This is a genomic window from Acutalibacter sp. LFL-21, assembly GCF_025630755.1.
Lineage (GTDB): Bacteria > Bacillota > Clostridia > Oscillospirales > Acutalibacteraceae > Acutalibacter > Acutalibacter stercoravium.
Window position 1 is genome coordinate 119,642 of record NZ_JAOTNT010000003.1, and the last position, 14,561, is coordinate 134,202.

General features: G+C 61.4%; 10 protein-coding genes. 2 read left to right on the forward strand and 8 right to left on the reverse strand.

Annotated features, from left to right (window positions below; all coding sequences use genetic code 11):
• Window positions 1-11: 11 nt before the first annotated feature.
• The 8 genes from ODJ80_RS04530 to ODJ80_RS04565 all read right to left on the reverse strand — a co-directional run bounded on the left by ODJ80_RS04530 (window position 12) and on the right by ODJ80_RS04565 (window position 12,227).
• A complete protein-coding gene (locus tag ODJ80_RS04530; RefSeq protein ID WP_178862741.1) occupies window positions 12-1,994 on the reverse strand; it encodes a DNA gyrase/topoisomerase IV subunit B in 1,983 nt (660 codons plus the stop codon).
• 102 nt (window positions 1,995-2,096) lie between these two features.
• Entirely contained in the window at window positions 2,097-4,058 is a 1,962-nt protein-coding gene (ftsH, locus tag ODJ80_RS04535) for an ATP-dependent zinc metalloprotease FtsH (protein ID WP_263041101.1), read from the reverse strand.
• A 137-nt stretch (window positions 4,059-4,195) separates the two neighbouring features.
• Window positions 4,196-4,744, reverse strand: coding sequence for a hypoxanthine phosphoribosyltransferase (gene hpt, locus ODJ80_RS04540; RefSeq protein ID WP_263041102.1), 549 nt, complete (start codon window positions 4,742-4,744; stop codon window positions 4,196-4,198).
• A 33-nt stretch (window positions 4,745-4,777) separates the two neighbouring features.
• Window positions 4,778-6,136, reverse strand: coding sequence for a tRNA lysidine(34) synthetase TilS (gene tilS / locus ODJ80_RS04545; protein WP_263041103.1), 1,359 nt, complete (start codon window positions 6,134-6,136; stop codon window positions 4,778-4,780).
• Window positions 6,129-7,514 carry a replicative DNA helicase gene (gene dnaB / locus ODJ80_RS04550; RefSeq protein ID WP_263041104.1) on the reverse strand — a complete coding sequence of 462 codons (1,386 nt, stop codon included), beginning with the start codon at window positions 7,512-7,514 and terminating at the stop codon, window positions 6,129-6,131. The genes tilS and dnaB overlap by 8 nt, the downstream gene beginning before the upstream one ends.
• Before the next feature lie 91 nt (window positions 7,515-7,605).
• A complete protein-coding gene (rplI, locus tag ODJ80_RS04555) occupies window positions 7,606-8,055 on the reverse strand; it encodes a 50S ribosomal protein L9 (RefSeq protein ID WP_178862736.1) in 450 nt (149 codons plus the stop codon).
• A 75-nt stretch (window positions 8,056-8,130) separates the two neighbouring features.
• Window positions 8,131-10,107 (reverse strand): DHH family phosphoesterase, encoded by a 1,977-nt coding sequence (locus tag ODJ80_RS04560; RefSeq protein ID WP_263041105.1) that lies wholly within the window; start codon window positions 10,105-10,107, stop codon window positions 8,131-8,133.
• 47 nt (window positions 10,108-10,154) lie between these two features.
• Window positions 10,155-12,227 carry a ribonuclease J gene (locus tag ODJ80_RS04565; protein ID WP_263041106.1) on the reverse strand — a complete coding sequence of 691 codons (2,073 nt, stop codon included), beginning with the start codon at window positions 12,225-12,227 and terminating at the stop codon, window positions 10,155-10,157.
• Window positions 12,228-12,851: 624 nt separating this feature from the next.
• Here ODJ80_RS04565 and nifS point away from each other — a divergent pair.
• Both nifS and nifU read left to right on the forward strand, forming a co-directional pair.
• A complete protein-coding gene (gene nifS, locus ODJ80_RS04570) occupies window positions 12,852-14,051 on the forward strand; it encodes a cysteine desulfurase NifS (protein WP_263041107.1) in 1,200 nt (399 codons plus the stop codon).
• A gap of 75 nt (window positions 14,052-14,126) precedes the next feature.
• Window positions 14,127-14,561, forward strand: coding sequence for a Fe-S cluster assembly scaffold protein NifU (gene nifU / locus ODJ80_RS04575; RefSeq protein ID WP_178862733.1), 435 nt, complete (start codon window positions 14,127-14,129; stop codon window positions 14,559-14,561).

The window sequence follows — 14,561 nt, forward strand, 5'->3', positions numbered from 1 at the left end:
CCCTCCTTTCCTCAGGACACGTCCAAGTCATCCAAATACTCGCTGCCGTGCTGGGCGATGTAGTCCTTCCGGCCGGTGAGGTTGTCCCCCAGCAGCACGTCGAACATCTGGGCCGCCTGCTGGATGTCCCCGGGCTTTACCTGGATGAGCCGCCGGGTCTTGGGGTTCATGGTGGTCAGGTTCATCATGTCCGGGTCGTTCTCGCCCAGGCCCTTGCTGCGCTGGATGGTGTACTTCTGCCCCGCCAGCTCCCCTAAGAACTGGTCCTTTTCCCGCTCGTTGTAGGCAAAGTAGGTCCTGTCCTTGCTGGTGATCTCATACAGGGGAGACTCGGCGATGAACACCTTGTTGTTCTCGATGAGGTCCGGGGTCAGGCGGTAGAGCATGGTCAGCAGCATGGTGCGGATGTGGAAGCCGTCCACGTCCGCATCTGTGCAGAGGATGATCTTGCTCCAGCGCAGGGCGTTCATGTCAAAGGCGCCAATGGACTTGTTGGCCTTGCTCTTCACCTGCACCCCGCAGCCCAGCACCTTGATCAGGTCGGTGATGATCTCGCTTTTGAAAATCTTGTCGTAATCGGCTTTCAGGCAGTTCAAAATCTTGCCCCGAATGGGCATCACCGCCTGGTAGTTGGGGTCCCGGGCCTGCTTGACCGAGCCCAGGGCGGAGTCGCCCTCCACGATAAAGAGCTCCCGCTCCCCCACATCCTTGCTGCGGCAGTCCACAAACTTTGCCACCCGGCCGGTGATGTCCATTTTGGCGGTGAGCTTGCCCTTTAAATTCAGGCGGGTCTTTTCCGCGTCCTCCCGGCTGCGCTTGTTCACCAGCACCTGGCCGGCGATCTTCTCCGCGTCCAGGGGGTTCTCGATAAAGTAGACCTCCAGGTTGTGGCGGAGCATCTCCACCATAGCCTCCTGGATGCCCTTGTTGGTGATGGCCTTTTTCGTCTGGTTCTCATAAGAGGTTTGGTTGGAAAAGGAGGAAATGACAATCACCAGGCAGTCCTCCACGTCCTGAAAGGTGATCTTGCTCTCATTCTTGTTGTACTTGTTGTTCTGCTTCAGATAGGCGTCGATCTGGTAGACAAAGGCGTTGCGCACCGCCTTGTCCGGGGCGCCTCCGTGCTCCAGCCAGGAGGAGTTGTGGTAGTACTCCGTGCAGTGCACCCGGTTGGAGAAGGCTGCCGCCACGTTGATCTTCACGTTGTACAGGGCCATGTCCGCCCGGTCGCGCACCTTTTTCTCGCTCTGCCAGAACTGCACGGGGGTGAGGGCGTCCTCTCCGCAGAGCTCTTTGGCGTGGTCCAAAATCCCGTTCTCATAGTAAAAGTCCGTGGTCTCAAATTTGCCCGGGGCCACCTCGTTTTTCAGGTGGAAGGTGATGCCCGCGTTGACCACCGCCTGGCGCTTCAAAATGTCCTGGTAATACTCCAGGCTCACGTCGATATCGGTGAACACCTGCAGGTCCGGCTTCCACTTGATGAGGGACCCGGTGCCCTTTTTGGCGTAGGGCTCCTTGTGCAGGCCTCCCACGTTTTCCCCGTGCTCAAAGTGCAGGGTGTAGCGGCAGCCGTCCCGGCGGATATCCACGTCCATATACTCGGAGGCGTACTGGGTGGAGCACAGGCCCAGGCCGTTTAAGCCCAGGGAGTACTCGTAGCTTTCCCCGGCGTCGTTGTTGTACTTGCCGCCGGCGTACAGCTCGCAGAACACCAGCTCCCAGTTGAAGCGCTGCTCCTTCTGGTTGTAGTCCACCGGGATGCCCCGGCCGTGGTCCTCCACCTGGACAGAGTGGTCCAGAAACCGTGTAATGGTGATCTCCTTGCCATAGCCCTGGCGGGCCTCGTCGATGGAGTTGGAGAGGATTTCAAAGATGGAGTGCTGGCAGCCGTCGATGCCGTCTGAGCCAAAGATCACCGCGGGCCGCAGCCGCACGCGGTCCGCTCCCTTCAAGCTGGTGATGCTCTCATTGCCATAGGTTTGCTTTTTTGCCATAGGTCCTCCTAGTTCCCTGTCAAGCTCGTTCGCTTTGCTCGCTTACAAACAGCAACCAAGGGAAGAAGGGCCTTCCCTTGGTTGCATGATGCTTTCTAAAAATCAATCCTGCTCCGGCGCGCCGGCGTCCTCTTGGGGCTGGTCCGCGTCCCCGCCGTCCTGGGGCAGGGCGGCCTGGGGCTCTTGGCCCAGGGCCTGGGCGGCCATCCCGCTGGGCAGCAGGTTGCCGTCCATCACTTGCTGGAACTCCACACCGTCGATCTTTTCCTTTTCATAGAGCACCCCGGCCAGCCGGTGGAGCTCGTCGATGTGGTCCCGCAGGATCTGCTCGGTCTTCTGATAGGCAGTGGAGATGATGCTCTGGATCTCCTCGTCGATCTCAGAGGCGGTCTGCTCCGAGTAGTTGCTGATGTGGCCCATCTCCTTGCCCAGGAAGGGATTGGAGTCGTCGCTGCCATAGGTGATGGGGCCCAGCTTCTCGCTCATGCCGTACTTGGTGACCATGGCCCGGGCGATCTTGGTGGCCCGCTCGATGTCGTTGCTGGCGCCGGTGGAGATGTCATCCAGCACCAGGGCCTCGGCCACACGGCCGCCCAGCAGCACCACCAGCTCTTCCCGCATTTCATCCCGGCTCTTGTAGCTGCGGTCCTCGGTGGGCAGGTGCATGGTGTAGCCCCCTGCCATGCCCCGGGGGATGATGGAAATTTGGTGCACAGGGTCCTGGGTCTTGCAGTAATAGGTGGCAAGGGCGTGGCCCGCCTCGTGATAAGCGGTGAGCTTCTTCTCCTTCTCGCTCATAACGCGGCTCTTCTTCTCCGTGCCCACCACCACCTTGATGGTGGCCTCTTCGATCTCCTCCATGGTGATGGCCCGGTGGTTTTTCCGGGCGGCCAGCAGGGCGGCCTCGTTGAGGAGGTTCTCCAAATCCGCGCCGGTAAAGCCCGCGGTGGACTTGGCAATGGTGGAGAGCACCACGTCCGGGGCCAAGGGCTTGCCCTTGGCGTGGACCCGCAGAATTTCCTCACGGCCCTTGATGTCGGGATAGCCCACCATCACCTGGCGGTCAAACCGGCCGGGACGCATCAAAGCAGGGTCCAGGATGTCGGGGCGGTTGGTGGCGGCAATCATAATGACGCCCTCGTTGGCGCCAAAGCCGTCCATCTCCACCAGCAGCTGGTTCAGGGTCTGCTCCCGCTCGTCGTGCCCGCCGCCCAGGCCGGCGCCTCTCTGGCGGCCCACGGCGTCGATTTCGTCAATGAAGATGATGCAGGGGTGGTTCTTCTTGGCCTTGTCGAACAGGTCCCGCACGCGGGAGGCGCCCACGCCCACAAACATCTCCACAAAGTCAGAGCCGGAGATGGAGAAGAAGGGCACCCCGGCCTCGCCGGCCACGGCCCGGGCCAGCAGGGTTTTACCGGTGCCGGGAGGGCCCACCAGCAGCACGCCCTTGGGAATCCGGGCGCCCAGGGAGTTGTACTTCGAGGGGTTCTTCAAAAACTCTACAATCTCCCGCAGCTCTTCCTTTTCCTCATCGGCGCCGGCCACATCGGCAAAGGTGGTCTTGCGCTTCTCGTCGCTCATCTGCTTGATCTTGGCCTTGCCAAAATTCATCTGCTTGTCGCCGCCCATGCTGCTTCCCAGCCTTCGCATCATAACCACCCAGAAGATGATGAGCACCGCGAACATAATCAGTGTGGGCAGCAGGCTGATCAGCCAGCTGGTTTCCTGGGGGCGGATGATATCCTGCACCATTTTGCTGTCGGGGTGTTCCTCGTTATACTGCTGGATGGAATCCCGCACATCCATGTAGAACAGGTCCACGCTGGGCAGCTGATAGCCGATGGTCTCGCCGCTTTCCAGCTGGATTGCCATGTCTCCCGTACCCAGGTTCAGCCGGTAGCCGGTGACCTCTTGGCTTTGAAAGTAATCCAGAATGTCCGAATACTTATAGGCGGCCGTTTGGGGCACCCTGTTGTTAAACAGAAGGATGATGATGAACAGCACCACCACCGGGATGCCGATATACAGCAGCAGGTTTCGTAGCTTTCTTTGATTTCCGTCCAAAGATGTGTCCTCCTATTAGCTCTAAAAACTCTGATCCGCTTCCCGCCTTATGCTCCCTTATAGAATGCACAGGACAGGGCGCTTTTAAGCGCCTGCCGCGGCGGGGCAGCGGTTCTTGTCCATGGAAGGGCCGCTGGTCATTCGTAAACGCAGGGCTTAAGCACACCCACAAAGGGCAGGTTGCGGTATTTTTCGTCAAAATCCAGCCCATACCCCACAATGAAGGCGTCGGGGATTTGAGAGCCCACATAGGCGGCCTCCACCTCTACCTCCCGGCGCTCGGGCTTGTCAAACAGGGTGCACACCCGAATGCTCTTCGGCCCGCGGGACTGGAGCAGCTCTGTCAGGTAGCTCAAGGTTTTGCCGCTGTCCAGGATATCCTCCACCATGAGGATGTCATAGCCGGAAAGCTCCAGGTCCAAGTCCTTCAGGATCTTGACCACCCCAGAGGTCTTTACACCCGATCCATAGCTGGAGGTGGCCATAAAGTCAATGCGCGCGGGGATGGTGATGGCCCGCATCAGGTCGGCCATAAACACCACAGAGCCCTTCAGCACGCTGACCAGCAGAAGGTTTTTGTCCTTGTAGTCCCGGGAGATCTCTGCCCCCACGCGTTCCACCATTTTGGCAATCTGCTCTTCTGTAAACAGTACCTCCTGGATGTCCTGCAGCATATTCTCACTCATAATTTTCCCATTCCTTTCCCCAAATCCATTCCCTCAAAGCGCTGTGGGGCCTTCTTCCGCCTCCCGCAAGCGCACCACCAGGGCGCGCCGGGTGCGCTCTGTCACCTGAAAGCCCTCTGCGGGGCCCACCCCTTCGCAAAAGGCGAGCCGGCCGCCGCATTCCAGCAGCACCGCCCGCCCCCGCTGGGGCACTGGGACCCTGTTTTCCTGAAACAGCTGTTTCAGGCCCTTGGACACCCCCCGCCCAGCCGGGGAAAAACGGTCCCCCGCCCGCCGGGAGCGGGCTACCAAAGTGGTTGTAATTATAGCACAGTCCAAAGCGTTTTTGAACAACAAATTGTGAATTTTTGGCTTTCCCTCCTGGTTTTCCAGGATTTTTTCCTCAAGCAGCAGCACTTTCCCGCAGGGGAGGGACGTCTCCCCCAGCCCCACCGCCAGAGAGAAGCCTCTGGCGCTGGGGTTCCCGCGCTGGAGCGAGAGCACTCCCTGGGAGCAGCAGGCCCGGAATCCTCCGGGCAAATCCGCCTCTCCCCCCGCCCCCAGGCAATGGAGCAGGGCCTCCACATGGACCTTTTCCAGGGAGGTACAGCCCTGCCCCTCACACCACAGCCGCAGAGCCCGGCTGGAAAGGGCTGGATGGGCCTGGGCCAGGGGAGCGGCCTCTAGGCCCCAGGGGCCCCGGCAGCGCTCCAGCAGGGCGCGGGCCTCCCTTTCCAGATACTCGCAGTCCTGGGACAGGGTCTCCGTCATCCGGGAGACCGCCGCCAGGAAGGCGGGGTTCAGCTGGCGCAGCGCCGGGACCACCTGCAAACGCATCCGGTTCCGGGCGTACTCCAGGGAGAAGTTGCTCTCGTCCGTCACATAGGAGAGCCCCTGCTCCTGGCAATAGGCCTCGATCTCCTCCCGGGGCACCCGCAGCAGGGGCCGGAGAACCTTCCCCCGGGCGTAAGGAATGCCCAGCAGCCCCGGCAGGGAGGTCCCCCTGCACAGGTGCAGCAGCACGGTCTCCGCGTTGTCGCCGGCGTTGTGGGCGGTGAGGATGCGGTCCTCCTCCCCCGGCGCCAGGGACTGAAAAAAACGGTACCGCACCTGGCGGCCGCACTCCTCCACCCCCTGGCCCCGCTCTCTGGCCAGGGCGGCCACGTCCTCCTGATGGACCTGGAAGGCCAGCCCGAACCGCCGGGCAAACTGCCGGGCGGCCTCTTCGTCCCGCTGGGAGGCCTCTCCCCGCAGGCAGTGGTTTACATGGGCCAGCACCAGCCGGGAGGGCTCCACCTTTCCCAGAAGCCAGTGGGCCAGGGCGGTGGAGTCCGCCCCGCCGGAAAAGCCCACCACCACCCGCCCCCGGGGGGGCAGGCCGGAAAGGTCCGCCGCGGCGAGAGGCTTACTCATGGCGGATGTGCTCCAGGGAGGTGAAGCGCATGTACTCGCCCTGCCAGTGGACGTCGATGTCCTTCACCTCTCCGTGGCGGTTCTTGGCCACCATGATGGTGGCGGCGTTCCGGTCCACGTCCTCTGTAATCTCCCCGCCCTCGCTGGTGATGTTGTAGTAGGGCCGGTGGAGGAAGATGACGATATCCGCGTCCTGCTCGATAGAGCCGGAATCCCGCAGCTCCGAGAGGCCGGGGCGGCGGTCCTTGGTGCGGTCCGTGGCGCGGCGCAGCTGGGACAGGGCGATCACCGGCACGTTCAGCTCCTTGGCCATCACCTTCAGATTCCGGGTGATCTCCGAGATCTCGTTGACCCGGTTGTCGGTCTTCCGAGTGCCGGTCATCAGCTGTAAGTAGTCCACCACCACCAGGTCCACATAGTCCAGGCGGCGGAGCTTGCCCTTCATCTCCGGCACCGTCAGGCCGGGGGTGTCGTCAAAGTAGAGGTTGGCCCGGCGCAGGATGTCCCCGGCCTCCACCAGGCGGGACCACTCCCCATCGGTCAGGTCGCCGGAGCGGAGCTTAGTGCCCTCCACCAGGGCCTCGCTGGCCAGCAGGCGGGAGGCCAGCTGTTCCCGGCCCATCTCCAGGGAGAAGAAAGCCACCCGCCGGCCGGCGGTGACCGACACATGCCGGGCGATGTTCAGGCCAAAGCTGGTCTTGCCCACGCCGGGCCGGGCCGCCAGGACGATCAAGTCCGAACGATTCAGGCCGGTGATGGTGTTGTCCAGCTCCTTGATGCCCGTGGGCAGGCCCCGGTACTTTTCCTTGTCCACGGAGTTGAGCTTGTCCAGCCGGTCGAAGGTCTCCAGCAGGATCTCCCGCACGGACTGCAGGCCCTGGGTGCTCTTGCCCCGGCGGATATCGTAAATGCGCTGCTCGGCGGAATCCAGCAGCAGAGAGGCGTCCTGCTCCCCCGCGCTGGCGTCGCTGAGGATGTTCCGGGCGGCCTGCATCAGGGTGCGCAGGTCGTACTTGTCCCGGACGATCTTGGCATAGCTCTCCACATGGGAAATGGAGGGCACCAGCTGGGCCAGCTGGGTCAAGTACACCTTGCCGGTGGCCTCGTCGAAGTTCCTGTTCTCCTTAAGCTGCTCCAGCACGGTGACAAAGTCCACCGGCAGCCCCAGGGTGAACATGTCCAGCATAGCCCCGTAGATCATGCGGTTGTTCACCGCATAGAAATACTGGGGGCCGGGCAGCAGGTCCACCACTGTGGAAAGGCAGGAGGGCTCCAGCAGAATGGCCCCCAGCACAGACTGCTCCGCCTCTAGGCTGAAAGGCATCTCAGCTCCCGGCTGGGCCTGGGTGTCCAGCATCCCGTCCATCCCGTTATCCATGTTTCATCCACCGCCTTTCCAAACTTCCAGCCCTCCCGGCACCCGCCGGAAAAGGCCAAAGCCCCTCCCTGGGCGGGAAGGGCGCTGTGTCTCAGTCTTTCTCGCAGACAGCCACGCTCATGGTGGCGGTGATGCCCGCGTAGAACTTCACGTCGAAATTGTAAGTGCCAAAGGCCTTGATGTCCATAGGGAGGACCACCTTCCGCTTGTCCACCTCGATGCCAAACTGGCGCTTGATCTCCTCGGCCAGCTCCTTGGCTGTCACCGACCCGAAGATTTTCCCGCCCTGGCCGGGCTTGGCGTAGATCTTCAGCGTCTTGCCGGAGAGGGCTGAGGCGTTCTTCTGGGCGTTCTCCGTCTCGGTCTTAATTTTGTATTCCCGGGCTGCCTCGGCGTTTTTCAGCTCGTTCATGGCCTGGGCGTTGGCCTCCTTGGCCAGCTTTCGGGGCAGAAGGAAGTTGCGGGCATATCCGTCGGAGACGTTTACCAGCTCTCCCTTTTTCCCAATGGACTTCACATCTTGCAACAGCACCACTTTCATGGCTGATCCCTTCCTTTCAGCAAGCGGCTTTCCACCGCATGGATTCTTTCAATTGCGGCGCAGGCGGCGTTTCGCTCATCCCTGCACCGTGGTCTGGTCCAGCTTGTCATCCAGCTCTCGGATGAGGGCCCGGCGGGCGTCTCCCACAGTGATGTTTTTAATCTGGGCGCCAGCCATGGTGAAGTGGCCGCCGCCGCCGAACTCCTCTAGGATGACCTGCACATTCACGTCTCCCAGGCTGCGGGCGGAGATATTCACGTCCCCGCCGGAACGGTACAGCACAAAGGAGGCGTTCACCCCCATGATGGACAACAGCTCATCCGCTGCCTGGGCCGCCGCAATACGCTGGTCCCCATGATCCCAGCTGGAGGTGGCAATGGCACAGCCCTTGTAGATCTCCGCCCCGGAAACCAGCTGCGCCTTTTGCTTGTAGGTATCCAAAGAGTCGGAGAAGAGCTTCTTTACTGCCACGGTGTCCGCCCCCCGCCGCCGCAGGTAGGCGGAGGCCTCAAAAGTGCGCACACCGGTCTTCAGGACAAAATTCTTGGTATCCAGCATGATGCCCGCCAGAAGGGCCTGGGCATCCGCCGCGTCGATGGAGGACGCTTTGATGTACTGGGCCAGCTCTGTCACCATTTCCGAGGCGGAGCTGGCATAGGGCTCGTGGTAAAAGATCAGGGCATTTTTAATCAGAGAGACCATCAGCCGGTGGTGGTCAATCACCACCACCCGGGACATCCGGTCCAAAAGCTCCCGGCTCTCCACAAAGTTCACAGAGTGGGTGTCCACCACAATAAGCAGGGAGCGCTCAGTGGCAGACTGCAGGGCCTCCAGGGGGCTGATAAAGAGCCCCTCTCCCGGATAAGCCTTCTCCGTCATCTCTACCAAGGGCCCGGCCAATGTTTGGTTGCGGTTGATGACAATGTGCACCGGCTTTTCCAGCCCCTTGTGAATGGCGGCCCACATGCCCACGGCCGCGCCCACGCTGTCCAGGTCCGAGTTCTTGTGGCCCATGACAAACACCTGGTCGCTGGCCTTTACATGGTCGGTGAGGGTGGCGGCAATCACCCGGGTGCGGACCTTATCCCGCTTCTCCACGCCCTTGGAAAGGCCGCCGAAGAACTCATAGGCGTCCCCCTCCTGCTTGACAGCCACCTGGTCGCCGCCCCGCCCCAGGGCCATGTCCAAAGCCTGGCGGGCCCAGCGTTCGCTTTCGGCCACGTCCTTGGCCCCGCGGCCCACGCCGATGGAGATGGTGGCGCTCATATTGTTGCGGGCGCTGCGGATCTCGCGCACCTCGTCCAGCACATGGAAGCGCTTCTGCTTGGCCATCTCGATGTGGGCGTCGTCCACCACAAACAGGTACCGCTGGTTGTCCAGGCGGCGGATAAAGCCGCCCATCTCCTGGATGACCCACTGGCGCATAACCTGGTCCACTTCACCGGTGATGCGGGAATCGTCCCCGCCATAGCTGTCCCGCACCAGTTCCTCCCGGTTGTCGAAGGCGGCCAGGCACACCACCGGCCGCTTCTCCCGGTACTCCTTGCTGACAGCCTTAAAATAGGTGTCGTCCACAAAGTAGAGGAGGTAGCCCTCTTGGGCCCGGGAACCGTACACCGTGTACTCCCGGCCGTTATGGGACACCGGCGCGCCCCGCTCCCCCATCACCTGGCGGAAGGTCTTGGGGTAGATATATTTGAGGATGTTGTCCCCCAGGCAGCTTTTCCCGCTGCAAAGAGAACCGGTGAAGGCCTCGTTTACCCACACAATATCCCCCGCGGGGGCCACCACGGCCACCGGCAGGGCAAAGGCCTGAAAAGCGGCCTCTTCCTCTCCGGAAAGGACCCGCTTGGCGCTTTTCACCGTTGTGGAGATATTGCGGCGGTAGAGCAGGTCAGAGACCAGCACCGCCACCCCAGAAAGACCGGCGGCGGTCAGCTCCACCACACAGAGGATCTTGTCGTACCGGTACATGGCAAGGGCCATGAGGGCCATGGCCCCCACCATCAAATAAAACAGGGGCGAAACAACCCAAACCTTTTTCCGCCTCACTTTCGGCTCACTTCCTCACCTGGCATACTTTTCCGAGAGCGGCCCCCTTACACCTCCATGATAATGGGCAGGATCATGGGGTTGCGGCGGGTCTTTTGGTACAGGAAACGGGAGAGCTCGTCCTTAATGCTCTGCTTCATGCCGCTCCAATCCCGCACGCGGTTTCTGGCGCACTCCTCCAGAGTATTATACACCAAATCCCGGGCTTCGTCCATAAGGGCTTCGGACTCGCGGACGTAAACAAACCCGCGGGAAACGATATCCGGCCCGGAGACCACCTTGCCGCTCTGGGCGTCGATGGAGCACACCGCCACAATCAGGCCGTCCTCCGAGAGGTGCTTCCGGTCCCGCAGCACAATGCTTCCCACATCGCCCACGCCCAGGCCGTCCACCAGCACATCGCCGGCGGGCACGTCTCCCAGCTGCTTCATGTGGTCTTCGTGGAGCTCCAGCACGTTGCCAATGTTTCCAATGAAGATATTCTCCCGGGGCATGCCCATGGCCATGGCAAGGCCCGCGTGCTTTCGCAGGTGCTTCTGTTCGCCGTGAACCGGGATGAAGTACTTGGGCTTGGTCAGGGCCTGCATCATCTTCAGCTCTTCCTGGCAGGCGTGGCCAGAGACGTGGACCTCGTACATGCTCTCGTAGATAACGGTGCAGTCCTGCTTGAGCAGCTCATCCACCACGGCGCCCACCGTCTTTTCATTTCCGGGGATGGGCCGGGCGGAGATGATGATGAAGTCGTTGGGGTTGATGGCCACCTGCCGGTGGTCGGAGAAGGCCATACGGGTCAAGGCGGACATGGGCTCGCCCTGGCTGCCGGTGGTGATGAGCACCAGCTGGCCGGGCTCATAGCGGTTGATCATGTTCAAATCCACCAACACTCCGTCGGGCACATGGAGGTACCCCAGCTCTGTAGCGATGCCCATGACATTGACCATGCTCCGGCCGGAGAGGGCCACCTTGCGGCCGTACTTGACGGCGCAGTTAATGATCATCTGCACCCGGCTGATGGAAGAGGCAAAGGTGGCCACAATAATCCGCTTGCCCTCGGCCCGCATAAACAAAGAATCCAAAGAGTTGTTCACAGTCTGCTCGGTCTGGGTAAAGCCGGGGCGCTCCGCGTTGGTAGAGTCCGCCAGCAGGGCCAGCACCCCCTCCTTACCCAGCTCGGCAAAGCGGGCCAGGTCGATCATACCGCCCTCGGCGGGAGTCATGTCAATTTTAAAGTCGCCGGTGTGGATGATGGTCCCCGCCGGGCTGTGAATGGCCAGCGCCACCGCGTCCGCGATGGAGTGGTTCACATGGATGAGCTCCACATCCATGCAGCCCAGCTGGATGTGGGAACCCGCCGGGGTTACATGGAGCTTGGCGGAGCTGTTCAGATTGTGCTCCTTCAGCTTGCCCTCAATCAGGCCAATGGTCAAAGCCGTGCCGTACACAGGCACGTTCAGCTTCTTCAAAAGGTAGGGCACCGCGCCGATGTGGTCCTCATGGCCGTGGGTGATCACCACGCCCCGGATGCGGTCCCAATTCTTCTCCACAAAGGTGAAATCGGGGATCACGCTGTCCACGCCGGGCATATCCTCATCGGGGAAGGAGAGGCCGCAGTCCACGATGACCATGTCCCCCTGGCATTCATACACAGTAAAGTTTTTTCCGATCTCATTGAGCCCCCCCAGGAAGTACACCTTGACAGCCGGCTTCTGGGACTTCCGGGGCCTGCCCCGGCCGCGCTTGGCGGCCTGCTTTTCCTGGGCCGCCTGCTGGGCCCGCAGGGCCTCCACCTGGGCGGCGGTCTGGCTCAGCACGGGCTTCTGGGACCTTCTGCCTCCCCGGCTGGAGGGCTTGCGGGCACTTTCTGCCTTTTTTCTGCCAGCAGCCTTTTCCGCCGGCTTGCTCTCCTGCTTTTTCGCCTCTGCCCGTTTGGGCTCGCCCTTCTTTTCCGCTGCCTTGCCGCGGGTGCGCTGGCTGCTGCGCTCTGCCTTCTTGGGGCCTGCAATCTTTCCAATCTTGGGCGCCTCCTGCGCCCCGCTCAGGACCTGGTCCTGCTGGCGCGCCCCTTTCTCTGCCGCCGTGCCGCGGCGTGTGCGGTTATTCTTTCTTTCCTTTTCTGCCACCTGCTGTTCCTCCTTAAACGTGGTCTTTCTTCTCTTTTTCTCCTACATCTTCTTTTGCTTTCGTGAAAGGGGGCCGGCAGTCCCATCAAGCAGCCTTTTTGCAGCCTGTGGGGCGGGAAAAGATAACAGCCGTATAAGCGCCGGACAAAGCTGTCCTCCGGCGCTGGCCTTCCCGCTTTGCTATTTTCCCGGGCCGGGGAAGCCTTCCCGCTTCCCCTTCTTGGGCAGCCGCCTGCCGCGGCGCGCCCCTGCTGCTTGGGCCCGGCCCTTGTTTCCGCTCTATCAAAATACATGCGGCTTCTGCCGCAGCGATGCCAAAAGAAACGATTTCCCGCCCTGCGGGACATTGCGCACTGGGGAGCCTTCCCCAGCCTATTGGTTATTATTGTAGCGTTTTGCCCTCTCCCTGTCAAGCGGGGCGGAAGGGCGCGCCTTTTCTCCCCCTAGTTTCAGCCCAGGGGCTGCGGCCTATTCTGCCGGTGCCCCTGGGCTTTTGAAATTTTTTTCGCGGCCACCCCCGCAGGGTATTGAAATGTATACTAAAATGGTGTATATTTATCTCGTTCCACACAAACGCTAGGGGAAAGTCCACTTTCCCGTGACAGATAGAAAGGATGAACACACATGAGCAGAAAGGTTTACGCGGACAATGCCGCCACCACCGCTGTCGCTCCCCAGGTGCTAGAGGCCATGCTGCCCTTTTATAAGGAAGTGTATGGCAACCCCTCCAGCCTGTACTCCCTGGGCCAAGAGGCCAAAAAGCCCCTGGAAGAGGCCCGCGAGGCCGTGGCCCGCTGCCTGGGCGCCCAGCCCCGGGAAATCTACTTCACCAGCTGCGGCACCGAAAGCGACAACTGGGCCATTAAGGGCGCGGCCCACGCCATGAAGAAAAAGGGCAAGACCCATATCATCACTTCCGCTTTCGAGCACCACGCGGTGCTGCACACCTGCCAGGCATTGGAGAAGGAGGGCTTCACTGTCACCTACCTGCCTGTCCACGAAAACGGCATTGTCCGGCCCCAGGAGCTGGAGGCCGCCATCACGGAGGAGACCGGCCTGGTGACCATTATGTACGCCAACAATGAGATCGGCACCCTTCAGCCCATCCCGGAGATCGGCGCCATCTGCAAGAAGCACGGGGTGCTGTTCCACACCGACGCCGTGCAGGCTGTGGGCAACGTGCCCATTGACGTGAAGGAGCAGAACATCGACATGCTCTCCCTTTCCGGCCACAAGCTCCACGCCCCCAAGGGAGTGGGCGCTCTGTATATCCGCAGCGGGGTCTCCATCCAGAACTACATGGATGGCGGCGCCCAGGAGCGGGGCAAGCGGGGCGGCACGGAAAACGTGGCCTCCATTGTGGGCCTGGCCGCTGCCATGGAGCGGGCCTGCGCCACCATGGAGGAGCGCCGGGTGAAGCTGACCGCCATGCGGGACAAGCTCATCGACGGGCTGCTGAAGATCCCGCGGTGCCGCTTAAACGGCGACTGGGAGCGCCGGCTGCCAGGCAACGTGAGCTTCTGCTTCCAGGGAGTGGAAGGTGAAAGCCTGCTGCTGATGCTGGACCTGAAGGGCATCAGCGCCTCCTCAGGCTCCGCCTGCACCAGCGGCTCTCTGGACCCCAGCCATGTGCTGCTGGCCCTGGGCCTGCCCCACGAGGTGGCCCACGGCTCCCTGCGGCTCTCCTTCGGCGATTACAACTCCATGGAGGACATTGACTACATTCTGGAAGTGCTGCCCCCCATCATCGAGCGGCTGCGCTCCATGTCCCCCCTGTGGGACGCCATCCAGCAGGGCAAGGTCAATTACGACCCCTATATGTGACACCGCTTTGCCCCGGGCCAAATGAATCCCGGCGGCGCGGATGAAATAAGCTGAAACGAAAGGACTGACTTTTTTATGGCATACAGCGCAAAAGTGATGGACCATTTCGCCAATCCCCGCAATGTGGGTGAGATGAAGGACTACAGCGGCGTGGGCGAAGTAGGCAACCCCAAGTGCGGCGACATCATGCGGATGTACATTAAAGTTGAAAACAATATCATCACCGATGTCTCTTTTATGACTTTCGGCTGCGGGGCGGCCATTGCCACCAGCAGCATGGCCACGGAGATGATCAAGGGCAAATCCATTGACGAGGCCCTGAAGCTGACCAACAAGGCCGTGATGGAGGCCCTGGATGGGCTGCCGCCGGTGAAGGTCCACTGCTCCGTGCTGGCCGAGCAGGCCATCAAGGCCGCCGTGGCGGACTATTACAGGAATCAGGGCATAGACCCCACCCCCATTGTGGGCGAGCTGACCGAGTGTGAAGAGTGCGCCTGTGACGCCCACTGA

Bases quoted from the DNA above. Each gene is read 5' to 3' on its own strand.
- ODJ80_RS04530 (WP_178862741.1), bottom strand. From the start codon at position 1,994: ATGGCAAAAAAGCAAACCTATGGCAATGAGAGCATCACCAGCTTGAAG.
- hpt (WP_263041102.1), bottom strand. From the start codon at position 4,744: ATGAGTGAGAATATGCTGCAGGACATCCAGGAGGTACTGTTTACAGAA.
- tilS (WP_263041103.1), bottom strand. From the start codon at position 6,136: ATGAGTAAGCCTCTCGCCGCGGCGGACCTTTCCGGCCTGCCCCCCCGG.
- dnaB (WP_263041104.1), bottom strand. From the start codon at position 7,514: ATGGATAACGGGATGGACGGGATGCTGGACACCCAGGCCCAGCCGGGA.
- rplI (WP_178862736.1), bottom strand. From the start codon at position 8,055: ATGAAAGTGGTGCTGTTGCAAGATGTGAAGTCCATTGGGAAAAAGGGA.
- nifS (WP_263041107.1), top strand. From the start codon at position 12,852: ATGAGCAGAAAGGTTTACGCGGACAATGCCGCCACCACCGCTGTCGCT.
- nifU (WP_178862733.1), top strand. From the start codon at position 14,127: ATGGCATACAGCGCAAAAGTGATGGACCATTTCGCCAATCCCCGCAAT.